This window comes from Olsenella sp. An290 (genome assembly GCF_002159535.1).
Lineage (GTDB): Bacteria > Actinomycetota > Coriobacteriia > Coriobacteriales > Atopobiaceae > Thermophilibacter.
Map to the genome: position 1 here is coordinate 1 of NZ_NFIU01000014.1, position 26,562 is coordinate 26,562.

Annotated in this window: 19 protein-coding genes; 12 read left to right on the plus strand and 7 right to left on the minus strand. The window is 70.2% G+C overall.

Annotated features, from left to right (window positions below):
• Nucleotides 1-416 precede the first annotated feature (416 nt).
• Complete coding sequence (locus B5F84_RS07640; RefSeq protein WP_239378315.1) at nucleotides 417-1,103, minus strand: RluA family pseudouridine synthase; 687 nt, start codon at nucleotides 1,101-1,103, stop codon at nucleotides 417-419.
• 486 nt (nucleotides 1,104-1,589) lie between these two features.
• Here B5F84_RS07640 and B5F84_RS07645 point away from each other — a divergent pair, with 486 nt between their 5' ends.
• From B5F84_RS07645 to B5F84_RS07655, 3 genes are read left to right on the plus strand one after another with little or no spacing between them, the layout of a single operon-like run.
• Nucleotides 1,590-3,158 (plus strand): efflux RND transporter periplasmic adaptor subunit, encoded by a 1,569-nt coding sequence (locus B5F84_RS07645; RefSeq protein ID WP_158094518.1) that lies wholly within the window; start codon nucleotides 1,590-1,592, stop codon nucleotides 3,156-3,158.
• Nucleotides 3,155-3,970, plus strand: a complete 816-nt coding sequence (locus B5F84_RS07650) for an ABC transporter ATP-binding protein (protein ID WP_087322436.1) — start codon at nucleotides 3,155-3,157, stop codon at nucleotides 3,968-3,970. The genes B5F84_RS07645 and B5F84_RS07650 overlap by 4 nt, the downstream gene beginning before the upstream one ends.
• Nucleotides 3,967-5,220 (plus strand): ABC transporter permease, encoded by a 1,254-nt coding sequence (locus tag B5F84_RS07655; protein ID WP_087322438.1) that lies wholly within the window; start codon nucleotides 3,967-3,969, stop codon nucleotides 5,218-5,220. The genes B5F84_RS07650 and B5F84_RS07655 overlap by 4 nt, the downstream gene beginning before the upstream one ends.
• Nucleotides 5,221-5,663: 443 nt before the next feature.
• On the opposite strand, the gene B5F84_RS07660 is transcribed toward B5F84_RS07655, so the two are convergent.
• Both B5F84_RS07660 and B5F84_RS07665 read right to left on the minus strand, forming a co-directional pair.
• Entirely contained in the window at nucleotides 5,664-7,184 is a 1,521-nt protein-coding gene (locus tag B5F84_RS07660) for a D-alanyl-D-alanine carboxypeptidase family protein (protein WP_087322441.1), read from the minus strand.
• 8 nt (nucleotides 7,185-7,192) lie between these two features.
• A complete protein-coding gene (locus B5F84_RS07665; protein ID WP_087322443.1) occupies nucleotides 7,193-8,119 on the minus strand; it encodes an undecaprenyl-diphosphate phosphatase in 927 nt (308 codons plus the stop codon).
• A 185-nt stretch (nucleotides 8,120-8,304) separates the two neighbouring features.
• On the opposite strand from B5F84_RS07665, the gene B5F84_RS07670 reads away from it, so the two are divergent.
• Together B5F84_RS07670 and B5F84_RS07675 are read left to right on the plus strand one after the other, a co-directional pair.
• The gene (locus B5F84_RS07670) at nucleotides 8,305-8,769 is read left to right on the plus strand and encodes a universal stress protein (protein WP_087322445.1); all 465 of its coding nucleotides are present in this window, start codon (nucleotides 8,305-8,307) and stop codon (nucleotides 8,767-8,769) included.
• A 361-nt stretch (nucleotides 8,770-9,130) separates the two neighbouring features.
• The gene (locus B5F84_RS07675; RefSeq protein WP_239378316.1) at nucleotides 9,131-10,171 is read left to right on the plus strand and encodes a hypothetical protein; all 1,041 of its coding nucleotides are present in this window, start codon (nucleotides 9,131-9,133) and stop codon (nucleotides 10,169-10,171) included.
• Between the two features lie 93 nt (nucleotides 10,172-10,264).
• On the opposite strand, the gene B5F84_RS07680 is transcribed toward B5F84_RS07675, so the two are convergent.
• Nucleotides 10,265-11,188: a DMT family transporter gene (locus B5F84_RS07680; protein ID WP_239378317.1), complete on the minus strand. Its 924-nt coding sequence runs from the start codon at nucleotides 11,186-11,188 to the stop codon at nucleotides 10,265-10,267.
• A gap of 205 nt (nucleotides 11,189-11,393) precedes the next feature.
• Here B5F84_RS07680 and B5F84_RS07685 point away from each other — a divergent pair, with 205 nt between their 5' ends.
• The 6 genes from B5F84_RS07685 to B5F84_RS07710 all read left to right on the plus strand — a co-directional run bounded on the left by B5F84_RS07685 (nucleotide 11,394) and on the right by B5F84_RS07710 (nucleotide 20,910).
• Nucleotides 11,394-14,336 carry an insulinase family protein gene (locus B5F84_RS07685; protein WP_087322447.1) on the plus strand — a complete coding sequence of 981 codons (2,943 nt, stop codon included), beginning with the start codon at nucleotides 11,394-11,396 and terminating at the stop codon, nucleotides 14,334-14,336.
• 5 nt (nucleotides 14,337-14,341) lie between these two features.
• Nucleotides 14,342-15,847: an ATP-binding protein gene (locus B5F84_RS07690; protein ID WP_087322449.1), complete on the plus strand. Its 1,506-nt coding sequence runs from the start codon at nucleotides 14,342-14,344 to the stop codon at nucleotides 15,845-15,847.
• Nucleotides 15,840-16,550, plus strand: a complete 711-nt coding sequence (locus B5F84_RS07695; RefSeq protein WP_087322451.1) for a response regulator transcription factor — start codon at nucleotides 15,840-15,842, stop codon at nucleotides 16,548-16,550. Before B5F84_RS07690 ends, B5F84_RS07695 begins: the two co-directional genes overlap by 8 nt.
• Nucleotides 16,551-16,778: 228 nt before the next feature.
• Nucleotides 16,779-19,583: a cation-transporting P-type ATPase gene (locus B5F84_RS07700; protein WP_204205537.1), complete on the plus strand. Its 2,805-nt coding sequence runs from the start codon at nucleotides 16,779-16,781 to the stop codon at nucleotides 19,581-19,583.
• Between the two features lie 4 nt (nucleotides 19,584-19,587).
• Nucleotides 19,588-20,241, plus strand: a complete 654-nt coding sequence (locus tag B5F84_RS07705) for a TrkA family potassium uptake protein (protein WP_087322454.1) — start codon at nucleotides 19,588-19,590, stop codon at nucleotides 20,239-20,241.
• A 9-nt stretch (nucleotides 20,242-20,250) separates the two neighbouring features.
• Nucleotides 20,251-20,910, plus strand: a complete 660-nt coding sequence (locus tag B5F84_RS07710) for a TrkA family potassium uptake protein (RefSeq protein ID WP_087322455.1) — start codon at nucleotides 20,251-20,253, stop codon at nucleotides 20,908-20,910.
• A gap of 317 nt (nucleotides 20,911-21,227) precedes the next feature.
• Here the strand turns inward: B5F84_RS07710 and B5F84_RS07715 are convergent, their stop codons facing one another.
• From B5F84_RS07715 to B5F84_RS07725, 3 genes are read right to left on the minus strand one after another with little or no spacing between them, the layout of a single operon-like run.
• Entirely contained in the window at nucleotides 21,228-21,806 is a 579-nt protein-coding gene (locus B5F84_RS07715) for a nitroreductase family protein (protein ID WP_087322456.1), read from the minus strand.
• Nucleotides 21,807-21,866: 60 nt separating this feature from the next.
• Entirely contained in the window at nucleotides 21,867-22,688 is an 822-nt protein-coding gene (locus B5F84_RS07720; RefSeq protein ID WP_087322458.1) for an HAD-IIB family hydrolase, read from the minus strand.
• 28 nt (nucleotides 22,689-22,716) lie between these two features.
• Nucleotides 22,717-23,877 (minus strand): aminotransferase class I/II-fold pyridoxal phosphate-dependent enzyme, encoded by a 1,161-nt coding sequence (locus B5F84_RS07725; RefSeq protein WP_087322460.1) that lies wholly within the window; start codon nucleotides 23,875-23,877, stop codon nucleotides 22,717-22,719.
• A 375-nt stretch (nucleotides 23,878-24,252) separates the two neighbouring features.
• Here B5F84_RS07725 and nrdD point away from each other — a divergent pair, with 375 nt between their 5' ends.
• Nucleotides 24,253-26,475, plus strand: coding sequence for an anaerobic ribonucleoside-triphosphate reductase (nrdD, locus tag B5F84_RS07730; protein WP_087322462.1), 2,223 nt, complete (start codon nucleotides 24,253-24,255; stop codon nucleotides 26,473-26,475).
• Nucleotides 26,476-26,562 lie beyond the last annotated feature (87 nt).

Genomic DNA, 26,562 nt, shown 5'->3' on the forward strand with positions numbered 1-26,562 from the left:
TGCATGTTATTTTTCCTCGCGGCCCGCTCTGGTGGCGCAGCCGCCAGGAAACGCGCCGAGTGAGCGCCCGGCTGCGGTGCGCTGCCAGGAAACGCGCCGAGTGCGCGCTCGTCCGGCGTCCCGGGCGCGCACTCGTCAATCTTTCTGTCCGTCCGGACAAAAGTTGCGCCCACTGCGCGCAGGGCAGCGCGCACTCGGCGCGTTTCCTGGCAGCGCACCGCAGCCGGGCGCTCACTCGGCGCGTTTCCTGGCGGCTGCGCCACCAGAGCGGGCCGCGAGGAAAAATAACATGCACAAATCGAGCTCGCAGGCCGATTATTTCAGGTTCGGACCAAGATTTGTATGCTGCCGCACGCATGCCGCCAGTTGCGCGCCATGCCCGGCGACGCCGGCCTACCCCACCCGGCGCGAGGCGCTCACACCCCGAGCGGGCGCGCGGGCCAGAGGCGCTGCGGCCACGGCGTCTCGAGCGCGAGGCGCGCGCCGGTCACGGGATGGTCGACCCCCTCTCGCCAGGCGTGCAGCAGAAGCCCCGCGGTACTTCTCGCCCCGCCGTAGAGGGCGTCGCCAACGATCGGGAACCCAAGCGAGGCCAGGTGCACGCGAATCTGGTGGCGCCGCCCGGTGATGAGCCCCACCAGCAGCAGCGAGCGACCGCCCTCTCGGGCAAGGCAGCGAACGCGGGTCTGGGCCGGCTTTCCCTGCCCTGGCCGGCAGGCGCGCATCCGGCGGGCGTCGTGGCGGTCGCGGCCGATCGGGACGTCGATGGTGCGCTCGCCGGACGGAAAGGAGCCCCGCACGACGGCGAGGTAGGCCTTCTCCATCCCGTGTCCCGCGACCTGCGCGTCGAGCGCCGGCTGCGTGGCTCGGTCCAGCGAGAAGAGCACGAGCCCGGTGGTCTCCACGTCAAGGCGCTGCACCGCCTGCGGCCGCACGGCCCCGCGCCCCTCGGAGGCAAGGTGGGCCGCCACGGCATCCGTGAGCGTGGGCGCTCCCGTCCCGTCCCCATGGACAAGCATGCCCGCGGGCTTGTTCGCGGCGAGAAGGACCTCGTCCTCAAAGACCACGAGCCCCGCAGCGTCCGACCGACCTCTCGCTCCCACGCCCGACCTCCCCGCGCGACGCCCTCCCATACGAGAAAAGCGTAGCCCAAACGCCGACGCCCCGAGTCTGGAACCGCGGGCCGTCCGGACCTGGGGCCGCGGGCCCTTGGGGGGAGCGGAGGGACGGCGGGTGTGATGCCGCCGCCAGAAATTGCGCCCGGTGCGCGCCGGACGAGCGCGCCGGGCGCGCACCCGTCAATTCTTCTGTCCGCTCGGACACAAGTCGCGCCGGGTGCGCGCGAGCTGACGTACACCGGGCGTGATTTTCCGCACGCCAAAACCGCGCCCCGCGCTCCGCGCCAAAACCGCACCCCGCGCCACCCGCTGCGTGACAGTATCGTAAGCTCTGCCGCTCACCTGCCGTTTTGTCCCCTTCGGAACCGCGTGGGCCGCCGCGACCGTAGCACGCCCGCACCCGTTTGGGATACGCTCGCCGTGTCGGCCGAGCGGGCCGGCCGCCAGGACGTCACGACCATCGGAGGCATCATGCCCAGAAAAGACGAGAGGGTGCCCCGCGCGGACGCGACGGCCCCCGCGACCGACCCCTCCCCCGCCGAGCCCTCGACCAAGCCCCCAACCAAGCCCTCGGCCGAGCCCCTCGCCGTGATCGGGCCGGACGGCACGCCCGCGTCCGCAGGCGACGCCCCCGAGACGGAGGAGGACGTCGAGGCGCGGCTTGCCTACGAGTCCCTCATGCGCCACCGCAAGGCCCGTCGCCGCAAGAAGATCGTCGCCGGAGCCGTGGTGGGCGGCATCGCCCTCGTCGCGGCCATCGCCTGGGGCGTGATCGGGGGCCAGTCCTCGCAGGCACCCGACGCGGCCCCCCTCCAGACCATCCCCGTCACGCGCGGAGAGTTCTCCGAGTCCGTTCAGGCCACGGGCGCCGCGCAGCCCCTCTCCTCGGTGATCGTGACCCCGGAGGTCGACGGGATCATCGAGACCGTCAACGTTGCCGAGGGCTCGACGGTCAACGAGGGCGACGTGCTTCTCACCATCCGCAACGACGAGCTCGACCGCGCCGTCCGCTCGGCTCAGATCGACGTGCAGAGCGCCGAGGCGGCCGTTGCGCAGTCGCAGGAGGCCTACAACGCGACGTGGCGCGCCTGGAACGCCGGCGTCACCGAGCCGGAGGGCGAGGCCACCACCAAGGCCATGGTCCAGCAGGCCCAGGCCGACCTCGACGGCAAGAAGCTCCAGCTCGAGAGCGCGCGCGAGGCGCTCGACACGGCCACCTCCAACGCCGCCAAGCGCACCGTGAAGGCCCCCACGTCAGGCTCGGTGGTGGTCATGAACGCGGTGAGCGGCGCGGCGCTCGGGGCCGGGGCGTCCGGGGGCGGCGCGAACGCCGGGACCACGAGCGGCTCGGGCGGCCCGCTCGTGCAGATTGCCGACCTCTCCCAGATGACCGTCAAGGTGCAGGTCAACGAGGTCGACATCTCGCGGGTGTCCGTGGGCCAGGCCGCGCGCGTGACCTTCTCGGCACTGCCCGGCGTCATGCTCGACGCGCAGGTGACGCGCATCTCCACCGTCTCGACCATGGGCGACGGCATGACCGGCGCCTACGGCGTCGTGACCTATGACGTGGAGCTCCTCATCCCCGAGCCCGTCCCCGAGCTCAAGCCCGGCATGACCGCGAGCGTGGAGATCATGCAGCAGTACGTCCCCGACGCGCTCACCGTGCCCTCCTCCGCCCTCATGACCGACGACGGGACGAACTACTACGTCTACGTGATGGTCGACCCCGCGACCGAGGCGCTCGAGCGCCGCGACGTGACCGTTCCCGCCCAGAGCGAGACCAGCGCGGTCGTGGAGGGCAACGTGACCGAGGGCGACCTCGTGGTGCTCGACCCGTTTGCCGTCGACCCCGCCTCCGTCGCGGGCGGAGACCCGGCGGCCGCAGGGGAGCCCGCCTCGCCTGAGGGCGAGGGGACCGCGGACGAGAAGAACGACGGCTCGCCCGCGGGCGACGACGGCGCGGCCGACGCGACGGGCGACGCCGAGCCCGCCACGGGAGACGGCGCGACGCCGGCCGGCGCATCGGCGGACCAGTCATGACGCCGGCCATCGACGTCCGGGGCGTCTGGCGCATCTACGAGACCGCGGCGGGCTACACCCCGGCCCTGCGCGGCGTCTCGCTCACCGTGGCGCGCGGGGAGTTCCTCGCCATCATGGGCCCCTCGGGCTCGGGCAAGTCCACGCTCATGAACATCCTGGGCTGCCTCGACCGCCCCACCACGGGCTCCTATCGGCTCGAGGGCATCGAGGTCTCCGACCTCTCCGAGGACGACCTCGCGCACGTGCGCTCCTCGCGCCTGGGGTTCGTGTTCCAGTCGTTCAACCTGCTGCCACGGGCCACCGTCCTGCGCAACGTGATGCTGCCGCTCGTCTACTCGGACCTCCCCCCGCGCGACCGCGAGCTCGCCGCCTGGCGGGCCCTGCGCTCGGTGGGCCTTCCCGAGGAGCACTACCTCCATCGCTCGAACGAGCTCTCGGGCGGGCAGATGCAGCGCGTGGCCATTGCCCGCGCGCTCGTCAACGACCCGACGATCATCTTTGCCGACGAGCCCACGGGCAACCTCGACACCGCGACGGGAGAGATGGTCATGCGCACGTTCCAGCGGATGCAGCGGCGCGGGAAGACCATCGTCCTCATCACGCACGACCCGGAGGTCGCCGAGTGGGCCGACCGCACCGTGCACATCCGCGACGGCAGGCTCTTCTCGGACGAGGAGGAGCGCTCCTACCTCGCCGGGCTCGCGCGGGCGGAGGCCGCTGACGGCCCCTCCCGGGAGGGAGCGGGGGCCTCGTCCTTCTCGCCCGACCCTGCGCAGAGACGCACGAAGATCTTGGGGGTGCCCTGTCTATGAGAGTTCGCGACCTCGCCTACGAGACCTCGACCGCCCTGCTTGCCAACCGGGCGCGCACCCTGCTCACCGTCCTGGGCATCGTCATCGGCATCGCCGCGGTGATTGCCATGACCTCCCTCATCGACGGCGTGAAGGCGCAGCTCGTGGGGCAGCTCGGCCTCAACATGTCCCGGACCGTGAGCATCACGTGCTGGCCGCCGGGCAACCAGCCGCTCGACCTCGACGACATCGAGGAGATCGGGGGCGCGCTCGCCTCCGACTACGACTTCGTGACCGGCTTCACCTACGCCAGCGGCAAGGCCACGAGCTCCACGGCCGAGATCGAGTACCTGAGCATCACCGCCTGTCGCCCGGAGTACTTCGAGGCGATGGGGCTCAAGGCCGCGAGCGGACGGCTCTTCTCGGCGGAGGAAGAGGAGGAGGGCTCCATGGTCGTGGTCCTGGGAGGGTCCTCGGTGCAGAACCTCTTTGGGTCCCCCGACGCCGACTGCGTGGGACAGACCGTGCGCATTGGCTCGAGCCAGTACACCGTCATCGGCACGGTGGAGTCCAGCTCCCCCTACCAGGGCGACGTCGCCTACATGCCCGCCTCGACCGCGCAGACGCGCCTCATCGGGCAGCAGGGCAGCCAGTCGTGGTCCATTCTCGGCTTTGCGCGGGAGGGCTCGGACATGTACGCCGTGGCCACGCGGACCGAGGACTACCTCTACGAGCGCTTTGACATCCCCCGCCCCGACCCCGACCAGACGAGCTTCTCGAGCGACGAGGGCTACGTGAGCGTCCAGACCGCGCAGGCGATGATCGACCAGCTCGACGCCACCACGGCCACCTTCCGCGTCATGGCGCTCGCCGTGGCGAGCATCTCGCTTCTGGTGGGCGGCATCGGCATCATGAACATGATGCTCACCAACGTGACCGAGCGCATCCGCGAGATCGGCCTGCGCAAGGCGCTCGGCGCGCGTCGCGGCGACATCACGGGCCAGTTCCTGCTGGAGAGCGTCACGATCTGCGTCGTGGGCGGCGTGCTCGGCGTGGCCGTGGGCTACGGCGGCGCATGGGCGCTCGCGGCGGTGGCGGGCTCGGCGCTCGGGTCCATGATGGGGGCCGCCGAGAGCATCGTCCCCGTCATCTCCGCGACCACGGCGGGCGGGGCGGCCGCGATCTGCGTGGGCATCGGCGTGGTCTTTGGGTGGTACCCCGCGCGGCGGGCCGCCCGGATGGATCCCGTCGAGTCGCTCCGCTACCAGTAGCGGCGGCCGCCGCGCGGCAGGGCGCCCCGGGCGAGGTTCTTCTCGCCCGGGGCGGTTTGCGCGGTGCGGCGGTAACTCACTCGAAGTCACGCTTTGGTGGGTGAAGGCGTGACTTTATGCGAGGTTTCTTCGATAGCTCACTCGAAGTCACGCTCCGGGCGGTGAAAGCGTGACTTTAAGTGAGGTTGCCTCGGTAACTCGCCGAAAGTCATGCCCTGACAGATGAAAGCGTGAGTTTGAGCGAGGTTGCCCTGGCAGCTCACTCGAAGTCACGCTTTGGTGGGTGAAGGCGTGAGTTTGAGCGAGGTTTCTTCGGCAGCTCACCGAAAGTCACGCCACGGCAGCAAAAGCGTGACTTTGAGTGAGGCAGCAGCCGCGCAGCACAAAAAGGGCGCAGGCGAGAAGAGCCTCGGCCCGCGCCCCAGGCGCTGCAGAAGATGACCCTAGCGGCGCGTGTGCCGGCCAGATGCGGCGTGCCGGCCGGATGCGGCGTGCCGGCCGGGCGCGCCGTGGCGCCGCGGCGCGCCGGGGGTCTCGAGCCGCTGGCCGCCCGCGCCGGGGGCGACCCGGCGGCGCTGCCCGACGGCGATCTCGTAGCGGCCGCGCCTGCGACGGCGGCTCGAGGAGCTCGCGGCGAGCCCCACTGTCACGAGCACCGCCGCCACGATGACGACCACGATGATCGCGTGCACGGGGTCGGAGAGCCACCAGAGCACGAAGTCGGGGACGGAGAGCTCCATCGCAGAGGCGGCCTGGACGCCCACGGTCCCGAGCGAGCGCTCGCCCAGGGAGACCGTCACGTCGCCGAAGGACTGCCCCTGCTCGATGGGCGCCTGGACGGAGCCCTCGACGGGCGCGCTCACCGTGAGGTCCTCGAGCGTGGTCCCGCGCGGCACCGTCGCCGTGATGGAGCCCGCAGAGACGGCCGCGACCTCGTCGCCCGTGCTCGAGAGCTCCACGTCCACCGTGGCGAGCGCGTCCCCGGGGGCCACGATCTCGCCGGTCTGCCAGGCGCCGAAGCCCCACTCCAGAAGGTCGCGCATGTCGTAGAAGTTCTCGGTCACGCCGTGGGCGTCGAGCACGTTGGACGCCCCGAGCACCACGCCGACGAGGTTCATCCCGTCGCGCGAGGCGGCGGTGATGAGGCACTTTCCGGCGTCGTCGGTGTAGCCGGTCTTGCTCGCCACGATGGCGTCGCCCATGAAGACGGGGCTGTCCTCCTCGGAGAGGAAGTCCGTCGTCGTGAGGGTGCGCGCGGGGTTTTGCTCCGTGGCCGGGAGGTCCCAGGTGGCGCTGCCCGCGATCTTGGAAAACTCGGGCTGCGCGAGGGCGGCGTCGAAGATCTTCACGAGGTCGCGCGCCGTGGTGTAGTGGTTGTCGTCGTGCAGGCCGCAGGGGTTCACGAAGTGCGTGCCCGTGCAGCCGAGCTCCTCGGCACGCTCGTTCATGAGCTCCACGAACGAGGCCACGTCGCCGCCCACCGCGCGGGCGAGCACGTAGGCCGCGTCGTTGCCGGAGGGGATGAGCAGGCACGCCAGAAGGTCGCGGACCGTGAGTGTCTCCCCCGCCCTGAGGCCCGCGGTGGAGCTGTCGGGCGTGAGGTAGTCGAAGTCGGACTCCTGGGTCGTGACGCTGTCGTCAAGGTCCGCGTGCTCAAGCACCACGAGCGCGGTCATGACCTTGGTGATGGAGGCGGGATAGCGCCGCGCGTCGGCGTCCTTCTCGTAGAGGACCGTGCCGGTGTCGCGGTCCTGGAGCAGCGCGACCGGGGACGACACCTGCGGCGCACGGTCCGCAGAGAGCGTTGCGTCGTCGGCCAGGGCGCGCGCGGGAAGTGCGGAGAGGCCCGCCACGGCACCAAGCGAGAGGGTCAGCGCGCAGGCGAGGGCGGCCAGGAGGGGCCAGGGCCTGCGCGGGGAGCGGGGGTCGTTCATGGGCCTGCGCGGGGAGCGGGGGTCGTTCATGTCAGCTCCTATCCAACGAGCGCGAACCAGGCGATCACCGCGACGCCCAGCACGATGCGGTACCAGCCAAAGGGCTTGAAGTCGTGGCGGCGCACAAAGCCCATGAGGAAGCGAATCGCCGCGATGGAGACGAGAAACGCCACCACGCAGCCGGTGAGCAGGATGGAGAGCTCGCTGGGCGAGAAGCCGTTTCCGGCGAGGAGGTACTTGCCCAGGCGCAGGGCGCTCGCGCCAAACATCACGGGAATGGCCAGGAAGAACGTGAACTCGGCGACGGCGGTGCGCGAGCAGCCCAGGATGAGGCCGCCGATGATGGTTGAGCCCGAGCGCGAGGTGCCCGGCACGATGGAGAGCACCTGGAACAGGCCGATGCCCATGGCGGTCTTCCAGTCGATGTCGTCGACGCTCTGGATGCGCGCGTCGGCGTCGGCGAGCGCGGAGGCGCTCATCCCGGCGGGCGCGGCGGCAAGGTGGCGCGGGCCATGGGGGGCGGAGGAGGCCGCGAGCGCGGCGGCGCGGCGCTCGCGCACGGTCTCGATCACGATGAACGCGACGCCGTAGACGATGAGCGCGGCGGCGATCACGAAGGGGCTCCCGAGGTTGGCCTCCATCCAGTCGTCGATGGGGATGCCGATGACGGCCGCGGGCAGGCAGGCCACGATGGTCTTGGCCCAGAGCGCCCAGGTCCCCCGGCGCTCCTCGGCGCTCTTGCGGCGCGAGAAGGGGTTGAGCTTCCCAAAGAAGGCCACGCACACGGCAAGGATCGCGCCGAGCTGGATGACCACGAGGAACATGTTCCAGAAGTCCTCCGACACGTCGAGCGTCAGGAACTGGTTGAGCAGCAGCATGTGGCCGGTCGACGAGATGGGCAGCCACTCGGTCACGCCCTCGACGACGCCGAAGACGGCGGATTTCAGGAGCTCGATCAGGTCCACGGTACCTCCCTAGACTTTGGCAAACCGTCCTATATTGTCGCCTCCCCGCGCCGCCGTCCCCGAGGCGTTGCCGCCGCCACCGAAAAACTACGCCGTTTGTCGAGAAGAACGAGCCGCTCGTCGGCCTTGGGGGCATAAGTGAGGCAACCCGCAGGAAACCGCCCGCGGAACGGGAAGGAGCCATCATGGCCGACAACGCCACCCAGTCATACCAGGACCTCGGCTACGACAAGATCTTCGTCTCCCTGGACGGGTCCGACCAGCAGGACAAGGTGCTCGACCGCGCCATCGTCATGGCGGCCAACGACAGCGCCGAGCTCTATATCGGGCACGTCATCGACTCGACCGCCCTCGAGGCGGCCGGGACCTTCCCGGTGGACGTGATCCCCTCGCTCGAGAAGGCCTTCCGCGAGTCCATCGCGGAGAAGGTCGCCCACGCCAAGGCCATCCCCGACATCCCCAAGGTCGAGGTGCTCGTGCGCGTGGGGCGCATCCGCGAGACCCTGAAGGACGAGATGCTCGACGTCATCAACCCCGACCTCGTGATCTGCGGGGCGCGCGGGCTCTCCTCGATCAAGTACGCCATCCTCGGGTCCATCTCCACCTTCCTCACCCGCAACACGGACTGCGACACCCTCATCATCAAGTAGCGCCGAGCGCCGGCACGCTCCCGCGGCGCCCCCTGCGCCCCGCGACGCTCCCCCGAGGCGTCGCGGGGCGCTCCCCTGCCGCGCCGCGACCAAAGCCCCCGGATCGCCGGCCGCCGCGCTTGGCTCTCCGGCCGCACGGCCCCAGACGCGTCGCCCCCATGGGCGCCCGGAGGCGCGCAGACTCATGAAGAAGCGGTGAGAGCGCGCAAATGGTCGTAAAATGGAAAAGCTTGTTATTTGAAGCCCGCCAGAGCGGGACCCGGAAACGCGGAGGTCCTGGACCTTGACGTCACAAACAGCAGCGCACAGGCCGCGCCGGCGCAGGGGCGCGATCGTCGCCCTCTCCTGCGCCACCGCCCTCATGGGGGGCGCGCTCGCGTGCCCACAGGCGGCCCGCGCGGACGCCACCGAGGAGCTCAAGGCCGTCCAGCAGCAGATTCAGGCCGGCAACGAGGCCTACGAGGAGGCGAGCGAGCACGTCGAGGAGCTCGCGGGGCAGATCAAGGAGTACGAGAGCCGCATCGCCCAGATCGAGGAGGAGCTCCCCGAGCAGCGCGAGCGCGTCGGGCTCTCCGTGCGCACCCTCTACAAGATGCAGCAGGCCTCCGGGAGCCTGCTGAGCCTGCTCCTCTCCGCGGACGACTTCAACGACCTCATCACCACGATCCAGTACCTCGACGCCGTCCAGGCCCACAACTCCGAGGCCGTCGAGGACCTCGCGGCCCTGCAGTCCGAGCTCACCTGGACGCGCGACACCCTCGAGAGCCAGAAGGAGGAGGCCGAGACCGAGCGCCAGCGTGCCGAGGAGGCCCTCGAGGAGGCCAACGCGGCCCGCAAGCGCCTTGAGGACGAGATCGCCGCCCAGGCCGCGGCCGAGGAGGCCGCCCGCCAGGAGGCCCTGCGCGCGGCGCAGGAGGCGGCCGCCGCCGCTGCCGCTCGCGGCGAGGAGGACACCTTCACCACCGAGTCCGGCTCCACCGTCGTGGTCGACGTGCCGTCGAGCCCGAGCCCCGACCCCGACGACGTCGACTGGACGAGCGAGAAGGACGCCTTCGTCTCCGAGTGGACCGCACGCATCGACGCCTACCTCGCCGGCTCCCCCCTCGCCGGCCAGGGCAAGACCTTCGCCGAGGCCGCCTGGGAGTTTGGCTGCGACCCGCGCCTGTCCCCGGCCATCTCCACCGTCGAGAGCTCGACGGGGCGCGTCTGCTTCCTCCCCCACAACGCATGGGGCTGGGGCAGCTCCAGCTGGGACAGCTGGGAGGAGGCCATCTGGGACCACGTCGAGGGCCTGGCGATCGGCTACGGCGGCCAGCTCACCCTCGCGGGCGCGCACAAGTACTGCCCGCCCAACGCGGACCGCTGGTACCTCTCCGTCCTCGCTCAGATGGAGATGATCTGATTCGCTCGCAGAGCGTGACGCCGGGCGCCGAGGTCTCCCTCGGCGCCTTTTTTGTGCGGCTCGGCCCCGGCGGGGGCGCGTCGGGAGGGACGACTACGCCGTCAGGTACACCATCGCGATGATGAGCGCAAAGCCCACGAGGTCGGCAGGCGAGAAGGACGTGCCCAGCCAGAGCGCGGTCGCGGCCGTCGCCGTGACGGGCTCGATCGTCCCGAGCAGGCTCGCGCGCATGGAGCCCGCGTCCTTCACTCCCTGCAGGTAGAGCGCGTACGCTCCGAAGGTGCCCACCACCACGCAGGCGGCGAGCACCGCCACGGCCACGCCGTCGAGCGCGGGCATGTGCTCCCACGGGCGATAGACCGCCGACATGATCAGCCCCGAGGCCAGAAACGCCAGGCCGTTCACCGTGAAGTTGCCCCAGCGTCGCATGGGCTCGGCCGGCAGGATCGAGAGGCACGCGGCCGCGGCGGCGCAGGCGAGCCCCCAGAAGAGACCCTCGGGCGGAAGGCTCAGCTGGCCCGGGTTGCCGCCCGTCGCCACGAGATAGGTGCCCACGAGCGCGAGCGCCACGCCGAGCAGCTCGCGCCGGCGCGGGCGGCGCCCCATCCGCACGCACACGTAGCCGAGCACGAGCACCATGCCCAGGCTCTGCATGATCGTGGCCGTGGCCGAGTTGGTCCAGTCGATCGCCTCGAGGTAGGCCACCTGCGAGAAGAGGATCGCGCCCAGGCTCACGCCCAGGATGGCAAGAAGGTCGCGTGGGCTCCTCCAGACGCCGGAGAGCTGCTCGCGGCCGCGCGCGGTGACGGCCGCCGCGATGAGGAACAGCCAGCAGGCCAGAAGCTCGCGCGCGCACACGAGCCAGAGCGGGTCGATGGCGTAGGTGTCCATGAGCCACTTTGAGACCGTGCCGTTGAGGCCCCAGAAGGTACCCCCCACGAGCGTGGCCACGATGCCGCGGCGAATGCGCCGCCGGCGCTCGAGGCCTCTCTCAGACAGCTGGTTCTTCTCGGCCACGCGCCCTCCCTGCTCAAAACGGCCCACGATAGCCTACCATCTTCCGCACGCGGTCGGAATATCAAATCTCTCCGCGGATTTCTGGCACTTTCAAGGGCCTCCGAGGGCCCAAAAGTGCCAGAAATCCGCGGAGAGATTTGATGTGCGCCAATGGCACGGCCGCCTGCGCTATGCTCAGCTGAGAGAAAACGACAAGGGAGGTATCATGAGCGAGAAGGACTTTCGGGCCGCCGACCCAGACCTCGCCGTCGGCACCGCGCACGCCGGCTTCACCGTCACCCGCACAGAACCCCTGCCGGAGATCTCCGGACAGGCCTACGTCATGCGCCACGACGCCACCGGCGCCCGCGCGCTCTGGCTTGCCTGCGCGGACACCAACCGGTCCTTCTCGATCTCCTTCAAGACGCCGCCCGCCGACGACACGGGCGTCTTTCACATCATCGAGCACTCGGTGCTCTGCGGGTCGGACCGCTACCCGGTGAAGGAGCCCTTCGTCAACCTGCTCAAGACGAGCATGCAGACGTTCCTGAACGCCATGACCTTCCCCGACAAGACCATGTACCCCGTGGCCTCGACCAACGTGGCGGACCTCGAGAACCTCATGGGCGTCTACCTGGACGCGGTGCTGCACCCGGCCATCTACGGCCGCCCGCGCATCTTCGAGCAGGAGGGCTGGCACCTCGAGGCCGCAGACGACGGCTCGCTCTCCTACAACGGCGTGGTCTTCAACGAGATGAAGGGCGCCCTCTCCGACCCCGAGGACGTCCTCTACCAGGAGCTCACCCGCCAGCTCTTCCCGGACACCGCCTACGGACACGAGTCCGGCGGCAACCCGCGCGCCATCCCCACCCTCACCTACGAGGCCTTCCTCGACGCGCACGCCCGCCACTACGCGCTCGCCAACAGCTACACCATCCTCTACGGCGACCTGGACATAGACCGCGAGCTCGCCCTCATCGACGCCCACTTCCACGGCGCCGTGCGTCCCGGCGAGGGCGGCCGTGCGGCCGGGGAGCCCAACCCGCTCCGGCTCCAGGCGCCCGTGCGCCCCGAGCGCGTGGAGCGCCGGATGGCCACGGCGCCGAGCAACGCCTCGATCGGCCTCTCCTACGTGCTCGGCACGGCGGCGGACCGCACGCGCGTGCTCGCCGTCGACGTCCTTCTGGACGCGCTCTGCGGCTCCAACGAGGCCCCGCTCAAGCGCCGCGTCCTGGACGCGGGCCTCGCCGACGACTTCTCCGCGATGCTCGTGGACGGCGTGCTCCAGCCCCAGGCGCTCTTCCTGCTGCACGGCCTCAGGCCCGGCGCGGGCGAGCGGTTCCGCGCCTTGGTGGAGCAGTCCTGCGCCGAGCTCGCGGAGGGCGGCATCCCGCGCGACAAGCTCGAGGCGGCGCTTGCCCAGGCCGAGTTCAACCTCCGCGAGCGCGACTTTGGCGGCTACCCCGACGGCGTGGCGCTCTCCATGGCCGTGATGTCGAGCTGGCTCTACGACGACGAGCGGCCCCTCGACTACCTGCGCTACGAGGACGCCCTCAACGAGCTCAAGCGCGGGCTCGACGACGGTTCCTTCGAGCGGCTGCTCCGCGAGCTCGTCTGCGAGAGCGCGCACGCGGCCGAGGTCGAGCTCGTGCCAACGGAGGAGGGCGACGACGCCGAGGAGGCCGCCGAGCTCGAGCGCCTGCGGGCGGGGATGGACGAGAAGGACCTCGAGGCCGTGCGCGCCGAGGTGGCGGCGCTCCGCGCCGAGCAGGAGGCGCCCGACTCCCCGGAGGCCCTCGCGACGCTCCCCCAGCTCACCCCGGCCGACGTCGAGCCGCCCGCGCCCGAGCCCGCGCCGCTCGAGGTGGAGGCGCCGCTCCCCTGCGTGGCCCACGAGCTCGACACCCACGGCATCGACTACGTCTACCACTACTTTGACCTGCGCCGGCTCGCCTTTGCGGAGCTGCCCTGGGTGGGCGTTCTGACCGACGTCATCGGGCGCCTGGACACGGCGCGCCACTCCGCCTCCGACCTCGACACCCTCGTGGAGGCCAACCTCGGCGGGCTCGACTTCTTCGTGGAGACGGGCACGCGCGATGACGACCTCTCCTTCGCGGCGCCGCGCCTCGTGGTGGGGGCCTCGGCCCTCTCCGAGAAGGTCGACGCGCTCGCCCACCTCCCACGCGAGGTCTGGGGGGAGACCTCCTACGCCGACACCGACCGCATCCGCGACATCCTCACGCAGCGCAAGGTCGCCCTCGAGCAGTACTTTGTGAGCTCGGGCCACGCCGCGGCGAGCCGCCGGGCCAACGCGTACTTCTCGTCCGCCGCCGTGGCCTCGAGCCACATGGGCGGGCTTGACTACTACCTCTTCCTGCGCGAGCTGCTCGCGTCCTGGGACGAGCGGGCCGGCGAGATCCCGGCGCGGCTCTCCGCGCTCGCGGCGCGCGTCTTCACGGCCGACGAGGTGACCGTGAGCTTCACGGGCCCCGCGCGCGACCGCGACCGATTCTGGGAGGCCGGCGGCACGCTCGGGCTCTCGAGGACGGGCGCGGTCGAGCACGTCCTCGAGGTCCCGACGCCCGAGCCGCGCAACGAGGGCTTTGTCATCCCGTCGCCGGTCAGCTACGTCGTGCGCGCCGCCGCGCCATCGACGGCCGACGCCGGCACCCCGGGCCTCTGGGCCGTCGCCGCGCGCGCCCTCTCCTACGACTGCCTCTGGAACGAGGTGCGCGTGAAGGGCGGCGCCTACGGCTGCGGCTTCAAGCGCTCGACGGAGGGGCTCACGCTCTTCTGGTCCTACCGCGACCCGTCCCTCGACGCCACGCTCTCCCGCTATGACGCGGCGGCGGCGTGGCTCGCGGGCTGGGAGCCCGCGCGCGAGGAGCTCGACGGCTACGTGGTGGCCACCGTCGCCGCGCACGACGCCCCGGTGAAGCCCCGCCAGATGGCGCGCCGCCAGGACGTGGCCCGCTTCGACGGCAGGCCGGCCGGCTGGCGCGACGAGGTGCGCGCGCAGGAGCTTGCCGCCACGGCCGAGGACATCCGCTCGCTTGCCGCCGCGCTCGCCGGCGAGCGGGCCGCCCGCGGCGTGTGCGTCTTCGGCGGTCGCGAGGCCCTCGAGGCGAGCGGGCTCGACCTCCAGATCACCGAGCTCGTGAGCGAGTGACCCCCATGCCGCGGAGGGACGGCCCCCTCGCCTCGCTCCTCGCGACCGCGGGCCTGCTCGCGCTCGCCACGCTCGCGGGCGCGGCGCTGCGCGCGGCGGGCCTCCAGGAGGCCGCGGTCGTGGTCGTCTACGTGCTCGCCGTCATCGGCGTGGCGCTCGCCACGCCGGGCGGGCCGTGGTGCCTCGTCGCCTCGGCGCTGGCCGTCCTCGCCTTCAACTTCTTCTTCGCCGCGCCCACGCTCTCCCTCGCGGCGCTCGACCCCGCCATGCCGGGGACCTTCGTCGTGATGTTCGCCGTGGCGCTCGTGGCGGGGCACCTCGCCGCGCGCCTGCGCCTCCAGGCGCGAGCGGCCGAGGCGGCCCGCACGCGCACCCAGGCGCTGCTGGACCTCTCCCAGCGCCTCCAGGACTGCACCGCGCAGGCGGACGTCATCGCCGCCATGGCCGCCACCGCCACCGGGCCGCTCGGCCGCTCGCTCGCCTGGTACCCGGCCGCCGGCGGGCGGGCGCTCGGCGAGCCCGCGCTCTTCTCGGCAGACGGCTCGTCGGTCGTGGAGGAGGGCACGGTCGCGCTGCGCGCGCTCGCAAACGGCGAGCCCGCCGGGTCCGGGACGCGGGCCTTTGGCGCGGCCGCAGGGCTCTACCAGCCTGTCGGCCCCGCGGGGCGCCCGCACGGCGTGGCGGGGGTCATCCCCGCCGCCGGCCTCTCCGCCGAGGAGCGCGACCTCTGGGACTCCGTCTGCGGGCTCGTGGCCCTTGCGCTCGACCGCGTGGACGCCCTCGAGCAGCGCGAGGAGGAGGCGGTGCGCGCCCGCGACCAGAAGACCCGCGCCGACCTGCTGCGCTCCATCTCGCACGACCTGCGCACGCCGCTCACCTCGATCGCGGGCACCGCGGACGTTCTTTTGGAGGCGGGAGACGCGCTCGACGGCGCGGCGCGCGGGCGCCTGCTCGCCGCGATCCGGGACGACGCCCGCTGGCTGCGCGGCACCGTGGAGAACCTCCTCACGGTCACGCGTCTCGAGGAGGGCGGGGTGAGCCCGCTCGCGGACGTGGAGCTCGTGGACGACCTCGTCGAGGAGGCCCTGCGGCACGCCGTGGCCGACCCCGCGCACCCCGTGCGCTTTGAGCCGACGGCCGCCCCCCTGCTCGTGCGCGCCGACCCGTCGCTCGTGGTGCAGGCGCTCGTGAACCTGGTCAACAACGCCGTGGCGCACACGCCGGCCGGGTGCTCCGTCACGGTCTTCGCCGCGCGCTCGGGCGCGCGCGTCGAGCTCTGCGTGGCGGACGACGGCCCGGGCATCCCGGATTCCAAGAAGGACCTCATCTTCGAGGCCTTTCACAGCGGGTCGGGCACGCTGCCCGACGGCACCCGCAGCGTGGGCCTTGGCCTCTCCGTCTGCCGTGCCGTCGCGCGGGCCCATGGGGGCGACGTCTGCGTCCGCGACCGCACGCCCCACGGCTCCGTCTTTGTCCTCTCCCTTCCCGCCGAGGAGGTTCCCGATGTCTGACGCCTCGCACGGACCCGCGCTCGTCCTCGTCGTGGAGGACGACCCCGCGATCGCAAACCTCGTCCGCACCGCGCTCGAGTCGCATGGGGCCCGAGTGGCCGTGGCCGGGACGGCCGCGGAGGCCATCTCGCGCGCGGCCGAGCTCTCCCCCGGGGTCATCCTGCTCGACCTGGGCCTGCCGGACGCGGACGGCATCGAGGTCGTCCGGCGGGTGCGCACCTGGTCCCAGAGCCTCCCGATTATCGTGGTCTCCGCGCGCGCGGAGGACGCCGACAAAATCGGCGCGCTCGACGCCGGCGCGGACGACTACCTCGTGAAGCCCTTCTCGGTGGGGGAGCTTCTCGCCCGCGTGCGGGTGGCGCTGCGCCGCGCGAGCCACGAGCCCGGAGCCCCTGGGTCGTCCACCTTCGAGGACGGCGGGCTCGTGATCGACTACGCGGCCGGAATCGCCCGCGTGCGCGGGGAGGAGCTTCGCCTCACGCCCATGGAGTACCGGCTGCTCGTCCTTCTCTCCCAAAACGCCGACAAGGTCCTCACCCACCAGTACCTGCTCGAGCACGCCTGGGGCGAGGGGCAGGTGGGGGACCTCGCGTCGCTTCGCGTGCTCATGGCGTCCCTGCGCAAGAAGCTCGCCCGCGCCGGGGCGGACGGCCTCATCCAGACCCACGTGGGCGTGGGCTACCGCCTGCTCCGGCAGGCCTGACAAAGGCGGTGGGGCACCTTTGCCAGGGCGCCCCACCTGCGGCGTTAATGCGGTCTTTATACCGGCACACCCCTTCTTAACAGGGTCTTTATGCCCATGGCGTGACATTTTGACCACATGCCCGCCCGTCGCGGACGACCGGCTCGCGCTGACCTACCCTAGCCGCGTACGACAGCAGCGAGTAGGAAGGGCGCGATGATGGCCACCGGTCAGACGCAGCCCGTCGCCGTGCAGAGGCTCACGGCGGACAGGGTCTTCTCGGCGCTGGGGACCTCTGCGGCGGGGCTCACGCAGGCAGAAGCCGAGGCCCGTCAGGCAAAGCAGGGCAAGAACCTCATCCAGACCGAGAGGAAGAAGTCCCCGGTCCTGGCGTTTCTCTCCAACTTCACCCACCTCATGGCGTGCCTGCTGTGGGCGGCCGGAATCATCGCCTTCGTGGCGGGGCTACCGGAGCTGGGCGTGGCGGTGTGGATGGTGAACCTCATCAACGGGTGCTTCAGCTTCTGGCAGGAGTACCGCGCCGGAAAGGCGACGGACGCCCTCAAGAAGATGCTCCCCTCCTACGCCACCGTCATCCGCGACGGCCAGGAGCAGAAGATCTTGGCCGAGGACCTCGTGCCCGGCGACGTGATGGTGCTCGCGGAGGGCGACAAGATCTCCGCCGACGCCCGCGTGGTGCGCGCGAGCGACCTGCAGGTCAACCAGTCAACGCTCACCGGCGAGTCCAACCCCGTGCGCAAGACGTCGGACGCCGTGCTCGAGGAGGACCTCACGCAGGCGGAGACGCCCAACCTCGTGTTCGCGGGGACCTCGGTCTCGGAGGGCAACGGGCGCGTCGTGGTCACGCGCATCGGCATGGACACGGAGTTCGGCAAGATCGCGCACCTCACGCAGAACATGGAGGAGGCCGAGAGCCCGCTGCAGCTGCAGCTCAACCGCACGACCAAGCAGATCACGGTCTTCGCGGCCTGCATGGGCGTGGGCTTCTTCGCCCTTGACCAGCTCTTCGTGGGAAGCGAGCTCGCGGCGGCCTTCATCTTCTCCCTCGGCATGGTCGTGGCCTTCATCCCCGAGGGGCTCCTGCCCACGGTGACGCTCTCGCTTGCCATGGCCGTCCAGCGCATGAGCAAGAGAAACGCCCTCGTGAAGAAGCTCAACTCCGTGGAGACGCTCGGGTCGTGCTCGGTCATCTGCACGGACAAGACGGGCACGCTCACGCAGAACGAGATGACGGTGAACCACCTCTGGACCGTGACGGCCGAGTACGAGGTCACGGGCGTGGGCTACGGGCCCGAGGGCGAGGTGCGCGTGGCGGGCCACCGCATACAGGCCGCCCATGACGACGACCTGCGCCTGCTCGTGGCCGGCGGGGCGCTCTGCTCCAACGCGCGCCTGCTCCCGCCCGAGGAGGAGGGCGGGCGCTACACCGTGCTCGGGGACCCCACCGAGGCCTGCCTGCTCGTGGCCGCCCAGAAGGCGGGCGTGGACCCCGCCGAGCAGGAGCGGGCGTGGCCGCGCGTGCGCGAGCTCCCCTTTGAGAGCCGCCGCAAGCGCATGACGACGGTGCACCAGCTGCCGGAGGAGCTCGACGGCGCGCGTCGCGTGGCCTTTGTCAAGGGCGCCCCCAACGAGATCTTGCGCCTCTCGACCCGCTGCCGCGCCTACGAGCAGACGGTCCCCATGACCGACGAGCTGCGCGAGAAGATCGCGGCGGCCAACGACTCCTACGCCGCCGACGGCCTGCGCGTCCTTGCCGTGGCCTACCGCCCGCTGCGCGCCGACGACGAGACGCTGCCGCGCTCCGTGAGCGCCTACGAGCCGGACAACGTCGAGCGCGACCTCGTCTTCGTGGGCCTTACGGTCATGCAGGACCCGCCGCGCCCCGAGGTCGCCGACGCCGTGGAGCAGTGCCGGCGCGCCGGCATCCGCGTCATCATGATCACCGGCGACTACGGCCTCACCGCCGTCTCCATCGCGCGCAAGATCGGCATCGTGCGCGGCGAGCGCCCGCGGGTCCTCTCGGGCGTGGAGCTCGAGCGCATCAGCGACGACGAGCTCAAGGAGGCCCTCTCCGGCGAGGTGGTCTTTGCCCGCATGGCGCCCGAGCAGAAGCTGCGCGTGGTCGAGAACCTCCAGCAGATGGGAGAGATCGTGGCCGTCACGGGGGACGGCGTGAACGACTCCCCCGCCCTCAAGAAGGCCGACATCGGCGTGGCCATGGGCATCACGGGCACCGACGTGGCCAAGGAGGCCGCCGACATGGTCCTCACCGACGACAACTTCGCCTCGATCGTCCACGCCATCGAGGAGGGCCGCGCGGTCTACGCCAACATCCGCAAGTTCATGCTCTACATCCTGAACTCCAACATGCCCGAGGCCGTGCCCTCGGCCGTCTACCTGCTCTCCGGGGGCGCCGTGCCGCTGCCGCTCACCACGATGCAGATCCTCACCATCGACCTTGGCACGGACATGCTGCCGGCCCTGGGCCTGGGGTGCGAGGCGCCGGAGGCAGACGTCATGGACCGCCCGCCGCGCGACCCCAAAGAGCCCCTGCTCACGGGCAAGCTCATGCGCAAGGCCTTCCTCTGGTACGGGCTCATGGGCGGCGTGGTCTCCATGGCGGCCTACCTCTTCGCGCAGCTGGAGGCCGGGTGGGCCCCGGGGCTCGAGATGTTCGGCGTGGCCGCCGACCTCGACCCCGTCTACGTGCGCGCCACGACCATGTGCCTCGCGGCGATCGTGTTCGCCCAGATCGGCCAGGTCCTGAACTGCCGCACCGAGACCGCCTCGGTCTTCTCGCGGGGGCTCTTCTCCAACCGCCACATCAACGTCGGCATCGTCTTCGAGGTCTGCCTTATCGTGTTCATAACGCTCTTCCCGCCCTTCCAGGCGGTGTTCCACACGAGCCCGCTCGGGGTCTGGGACTACGCGTTCCTCTGCTGCCTGCCGCCGATCGTGCTCGCGGTCGAGGAGGCCCGGAAGGCCCTGTTCCGTCACGTCAAGCGGCGCCGCGCGGGCGCCGAGGGGAGGTAGTGCCATGAACGTCATCGTAGTGGGCGCGGGCCACATGGGACGCGGGCTCGCGGAGCGCCTGAGCCGCCAGGGGCACGACGTCACCGTCATAGACCGCGACGCCGGGGAGCTCGACGAGCTCGACGAGGGCTTTGCCGGCAGGCGCGTGGTCGGCGTGGGGTTTGACCGGGAGGTCCTCGCCGAGGCGGGGGTGGAGCGCGCGAGCGCCGTCATCGCCTGCACCTCCTCCGACGAGGCCAACATCGTCATCGCGCGCATCGCGCGCGGAACCTACCGCGTGCCGCGCGTGATCGCCCGGCTCTACGACATCAGCAAGGCAGAGACGTATCGACGCCTGGGCATCCAGACCATCTCCACCACCGACTGGGGCATCCGCCACGCCTGCGAGCTCATCACCTACCAGGAGATGGACACGGTGCTGGAGATCGGGTCGGGGGACGTCCAGCTCGTGCGCAGCGACGTCCCGGCCCTTCTCGAGGGGCGACCCGTGCGCGAGGTCACGGCCATCGGCGAGGTCGAGGTCGTGGCGGTCTCGCGCAACAACGAGACCTTCATCCCCACCCTGGGGACCGTCCTGGAGCACGGGGACGTCATCTACGCGGCCGTGGCGTCGAGCGCCTCGGCGAAGTTCCGCTACATGCTCGGCACGAGCGCGTAAGGAGGGGCCATGGACATCATCATCGTTGGCGGCGGAAAGACCGGCATCCATCTCGCGGCGCTGCTCACCGAGGACGGCTACCGCATCCGCATCATCGAGTCCCGCAAGGGGCTCGTGCCCCACCTGCGCGACCGGTTCGGCGAGCGCGACGTCATCCTCGGCAACGGCGCCGACCCGCACACCCTCGAGCGCGCCGGCATCCTCCATGCCGACGTCGTGGTGGCGGCGACGGGCTCCGACGAGGTCAACCTCGTGGTCTCCACCCTCGCCAAGATGGAGTACAACGTGAGCCGCGTGGTGGCGCGCGTGAACGACCCGGCCAACGCTTGGATGTTCAACGAGTCCATGGGCGTCGACGTGGGCATCAACCAGGCGGACATCCTCGCGCGCTCCGTGCAGGAGGGGCTCGACCTGAAAGACGTCTTCACGATCTTGCGCCTTGGCAAGGACGGCCATGCCGTCGTGCGCGTGGAGGTGCGGCCCGGCTCGCACGTCGTGGGCGAGGCACTGCGCGACGTCAAGCTGCCCGGCCAGACCATCCTCGTGGCCATCGACCGCGGGGGCGACATCATCGTCCCCAAGGGGGGCACCCGCTTCGCCGCGGGCGACAAGATCATCGCCTTCACCAACGCCGAGGGACGCTCGCGCCTCCATCGCGCCTTCGCCTAGGGGTGCGGCCCCCCTCGAACCTTGCGAAAGCATAAGGCACGCGCAACCTTGTGCGATGGCACCCCGTCGGCCGGCGCCGGACAATGGTCCCGACAAGCCGGAGAAAGGGGTCCATGATGGTCCAGCAGCTCTACGTCCTTCTTGCCACGCTCGCCACCCTGCTCGTCCTGGGGCCCATCGCGCTCTGGCCCGTCATCCAGGAGCGCCTGGACGGAGCCAGGTAGCGGGACCCAGGCCGCATAACCCGACAGTTTTGGCCAAATCTCGCCGAATGTGTCGGGTTATGCGACCCTGGCGGCACGAAGCGGCACGACCCTCTAGACGAGCAGGTCCTCCAGCCGCAGCTTGGGCACGCAGTGGGTGCCGTCGGGCTCGCGCCAGTAGGCAAGGCCGTGCTCGGTGTCGGGCCCCTCGAGCAGCACGCGCTCGCCCCGGCCGCCCACGGCCAGCACGAGCGCCGGGACCAGGCCCTCCGGCAGCGCGAGCTCCTCGGCGAGGCCCGCGTCGAAGCTGCGTAGCATGCAGCAGCCGAGGCCCCGCGCGCAGGCGGAAAGCGCCATCGTCTGCGCCGCGATGCCCACGTCAATGAGGCGGATGGGGTTGTCCGCAAGGCCCTCCGGCACGCAGATCACCACGTAGCCGTGCGGGCGCTCGTCCTCGGAGGGGCCGTCCCAGTCCTTGTAGAGGGCGGCCCAGCGCAGGTGCGGGAAGACGGCGTCGCACGCGTCCCTCTCGCCCACCACGCGAAAGCGCAGCAGCTGCATGTTGTTGCCGCACGGCGCCAGGCGCGCCGCGTCGACGAGGTCCGCAAGCACCGCGGGCCCCACGCGCTCGTCGCTGAAGCGCCGGTAGGTTCGCGACGCCGCCACCAGGTCCTGGAACTCCCCGCCACTCATGTGACGCTCCCTCCTATCTGTCCAAAACGGCGCAAAAGGGGCCTGCCCCCTTTTGCGCCGTCAGAGAACTGGGCCGTCGATGAGGCCCAGGCGCACGCAGGCGTTCCAGATGCCGTCCTCGTCCACGCCGTCGGTCACGTACGTCGCGGCCGCGCGGGCGTCGGCGCCGCCGTTCCCCATGGCCACCGACGTGCCCACCACGCCGAACATGTCCACGTCGTTGCCGCCGTCGCCAAAGGCCACGCACTCGCGCGGGTCGAGCCCGAGCTCGTCCATGACAATGCGCACGCCCGCGTCCTTGCCGCCCGCGTCCGGCATGCCGTCCACAAAGAGCTCGCTCCAGCGCGTGGTCTTGCAGTGGCGGGTCACGTCGAGCAGCAGGCGCTCCTCGCCCGGGGCGAGGAAGACGTTGAGCTGGTAGACGTCGTGCTCGAGCGCCCAGGAGACGTCCCCGAGCTCAAAGTGGTTGTGCGTGAGCTCCTCCATGGCACGCACGCGCGCGTTGGAGGAGCTCAGGTACATGCGGTCGCGCTCCATGAAGAGGCACGCAAAGGTCCCGCGGCGCACCTCCCCCACCACGGCCGCCACGTCGTCCGCGTCAAGCGGGTTGGAGTGCAGCACGCGCCCTCCCACCTCGACGAGCTGGCCGTTGAAGGTGATCGCGCCGGCAAAGTCCGTGAGGTCGACCATGTCGAGCAGGTAGCTCGTGCGACCCGTTGCCAGGATCGGCATGATGCCGGCCTCCGCGAGCGCGCGGACGGCCGCGCGCGTCGAGGCGGGCACGACGTTGCGCGCGTGGCTGAGCATCGTGCCGTCCACGTCCAGAAACACGGCGCGCACCGGCGCCGGGGCGGCCCAGGGGGCCAGGTTCCTCTTGCCCATGCGCTCCTCCCTGCTCGGCGCGAGCACGCTACATGCCGGCGGCGGCGATGGCGGCCACGGCCTCGCGCAGGCCGTCGGGCGGCAGCACGAGCGCCATGCGGACGTAGCCCTCGCCCGAGGGGCCAAAGCTCGCGCCCGGCGTCACGATCACGCCCGCGCGCTCCATGAGCTCGAGCGAGAAGGATACCGAGTCGGTGCGCCCCTGCGGCAGGCGCGCCCAGACGAACATCGAGCCGTGCGCGTTGGGCCGCTCCCAGCCGATGGCCTCGAGGCCGTCGCAGAGGGCGTCGCGACGCTCCTGGTAGAGCGCACGCTGGCGCTCGACGGAGTCGCGCGGCCCGGTGAGCGCGGCGATGGCGGCGTCCTGCTCGGGGTAGAACATGCCAAAGTCCACCTGGGAGCGGAGCTTGCGGGCGGCGGCCACCACGTCGGGCCGGCCCACGAGGAAGGACAGGCGCGCGCCCGTCACGTTGAAGGACTTGGAGAGCGAGAGAAACTCCACGCCCACCTCGGCGGCGCCGGGATAGGCCAGGAAGGAGCCGCCGGGCTCGCCGTCAAAGACGATGTCGGAGTAGGCGTTGTCGTGGATGACCACGAGGTCGTGCTCGCGCGCGAAGGCGATGGCCTCCTCGTAGACCTCCGGCGTGCCCACCGAGCCCACGGGGTTGGCGGGAAGCGAGAGGATGAGGTACTTGGCGGCGTCGGCGACCTCGGCGGGAATGTCGGCCAGGTGCGGCAGGAAGCCGTGCTCGGCCGTGAGCGGGTAGTAGGCCGGACGCGCGCCGGCGAGCAGCGTGGCGTTCTGGAAGACGGGGTAGCACGGGTCCGGGACCAGGCCGGTGTCGCCCGGGTCTGCCAGCGCGGCAACCACATGCCCCAGGCCCTCCTGCGTGCCCCGGCAGCTCATGACCATGTCGCGCGTGATGCCCGAGACGCCGAAGCGGCTCTCGTAGTAGGAGGACACGGCGTCGAGCAGCTCATCCTTGTCGTGAAGCGAGTAGCGCCAGTTGGCCGGGTCGGCCGCGCTCGCGCGCAGGGCCTCTATCACGTGGGAGGGAGGCTCGAAGTCGGGGGTTCCCACCGAGAGGTCGAAAACCCTCCGCCCCGCGGCCTCCAGCTCGCGGCGGCGCGCGTTGAGCGACGCGAAGACCTCGCTGCCAAACAGGTCGAGTCGCCTGGAGAACTCCATGGGCACCTTTCCCCTCTGTCCGTCGGCCGGACGCGACGCGACCCGTCATGTCCCACCAACGGACGACCATGCCATCCTCCCAAACACTGTAGCCCTTGGCGGCCCGCCGGTCGCCGGGCGTTTCAAAGCGTTCACAGGGAGCTCCACGGAAGGGTCAAAATCTCGTGTAGGGCAATTAGAAAAAAGGTTTTTTGGGCGCATTATGCCTACCTGCACGGATATGACTTATCAACAGCCTTCAACTTCTTCTCATCAATATCTAGTGTAGTTGTCGACACCAGGACACTAGAACTTGTGTCATAGTAGCTTCTAGCACGCAATCTACGACTTTGGGCGCGTCCCCCAGGGCGCGCCTTTTCAGCGAGAGGGGCCCGCATGAAGATCATCAAGCGCAACGGCTCGGAGGTCACCTTTGACATCTCCAAGATCGAGAACGCCATCCGCGCCGCCAACCTCGAGGCCCCCGAGGACGAGCGCCTCACCGAGCGCGAGATCAAGTTCGCCTCCCTGAACGTCACCGACGAGTGCATGGAGGCCGGCCACACCGTCACCGTCGAGGAGGTCCAGGACCTCGTCGAGGACCAGCTCATGGCCCTCGACCACTTTGACGTGGCGCGTCGCTACATCATCTATCGCTACGTGCAGAACCAGAAGCGCCACAAGAACACCACCGACGACAAGATCCTCTCCCTCATCGAGTGCAACAACGAGGAGGTCAAGCAGGAGAACTCCAACAAGAACCCCACGGTGGTCTCCGTCCAGCGCGACTACATGGCCGGCGAGGTCTCCAAGGACCTCACCATGCGCGAGCTGCTCCCCGCCGACATCGTCGAGGCCCACAACGAGGGCATCATCCACTTCCACGACTCGGACTACTTCGCGCAGCACATGCACAACTGCGACCTCATCAACCTCGAGGACATGCTGCAGAACGGCACGGTGATCTCGGGCACCCTCATCGAGCGCCCGCACAGCTTCTCCACCGCCTGCAACATCGCGACTCAGATCATCGCGCAGGTGGCCTCCTGCCAGTACGGCGGGCAGTCCATCTCGCTCACGCACCTCGCACCCTTCGTCGACGTCTCGCGCAAGAAGATCCGCCGCCAGGTCGAGGCCGAGATGGAGGCCATCGACGCCCACCCCGGCGAGGAGAAGCTCTCCCAGATCGTCGAGCGGCGCCTGCGCGAGGAGGTCGCCCGCGGCGTCCAGACCATCCAGTACCAGGTCGTCACCCTCATGACCACCAACGGCCAGGCGCCGTTCATCACGGTCTTCATGTACCTCAACGAGGCCAAGAACGAGCAGGAGAAGGCCGACCTCGCCCTCTGCATCGAGGAGATGCTCAAGCAGCGCTACCAGGGCGTCAAGAACGAGGAGGGCGTCTGGATCACGCCGGCCTTCCCCAAGCTCATCTACGTGCTCGAGGAGGACAACGTCCGCGAGGGCACCCCGTACTTCTACCTCACCAAGCTCGCGGCCAAGTGCACCGCCAAGCGCATGGTGCCCGACTACATCTCCGAGAAGAAGATGAAGGAGTACAAGCTGTCGGCGGGCGAGACCGAGGGCAACGGAGACTGCTACACCTGCATGGGCTGCCGCTCCTTCCTCACGCCGGACCGCTCGGGCAACGGCTTTGGCAACGTGGCCAACGCCGGCAACTACGAGCCGGGCAAGCCCAAGTACTACGGCCGCTTCAACCAGGGCGTCGTGACCATCAACCTCGTGGACGTGGCGCTTTCCGCGGGCCGTGACATGGACAAGTTCTGGCAGATCTTCGACGAGCGCCTCGACCTCTGCCACCGGGCCCTGCGCTGCCGTCACGAGCGCCTGCTCGGCACCACCTCGGACGCGGCGCCGATCCTCTGGCAGTACGGCGCGCTCGCCCGCCTCAAGAAGGGTGAGAAGATCGACAAGCTGCTCTACGGCGGCTACTCCACGATCTCCCTTGGCTACGCGGGGCTCTATGAGTGCGTGCGCGCCATGACCGGCCACAGCCACACCGACCGAGAGGCCACACCGTTCGCGCTGGCCGTGATGCAGCACATGAACGACCGCTGCGCCGAGTGGAAGGCCGCCGAGGACATCGACTACTCGCTCTACGGCACGCCGCTCGAGTCCACCACGTACAAGTTCGCCAAGTGCCTGCAGCGCCGCTTTGGCATCATCCCGGGCATCACGGACAAGGGCTACATCACCAACAGCTACCACGTCCACGTGACCGAGGAGATCGACGCCTTCACGAAGCTCCGCTTTGAGTCCGAGTTCCAGCGCCTCTCCCCCGGCGGGGCCATCTCCTACGTCGAGGTCCCCAACATGCAGGACAACCTCGAGGCCGTCATCTCCGTCATGCAGTACATCTACGACCACATCATGTACGCCGAGCTCAACACCAAGAGCGACTACTGCCAGGTGTGCGGCTACGACGGCGAGATCAAAATCGTGGAGGACGACGGCAAGCTCGTCTGGGAGTGCCCGCACTGCGGGAACCGCGACCAGTCCAAGATGAACGTCGCCCGACGCACCTGCGGCTACATTGGCACCCAGTTCTGGAACCAGGGTCGCACCGAGGAGATTCGCGACCGCGTGCTGCACCTGTAGACGCCCGTGACCATGCGGCCCGCCCGCGCCCGCCTTCCAGCGGGTCTCAGGCGGGCCGCATGGCGCAGAAAGTCCCTTCTGGTAGTG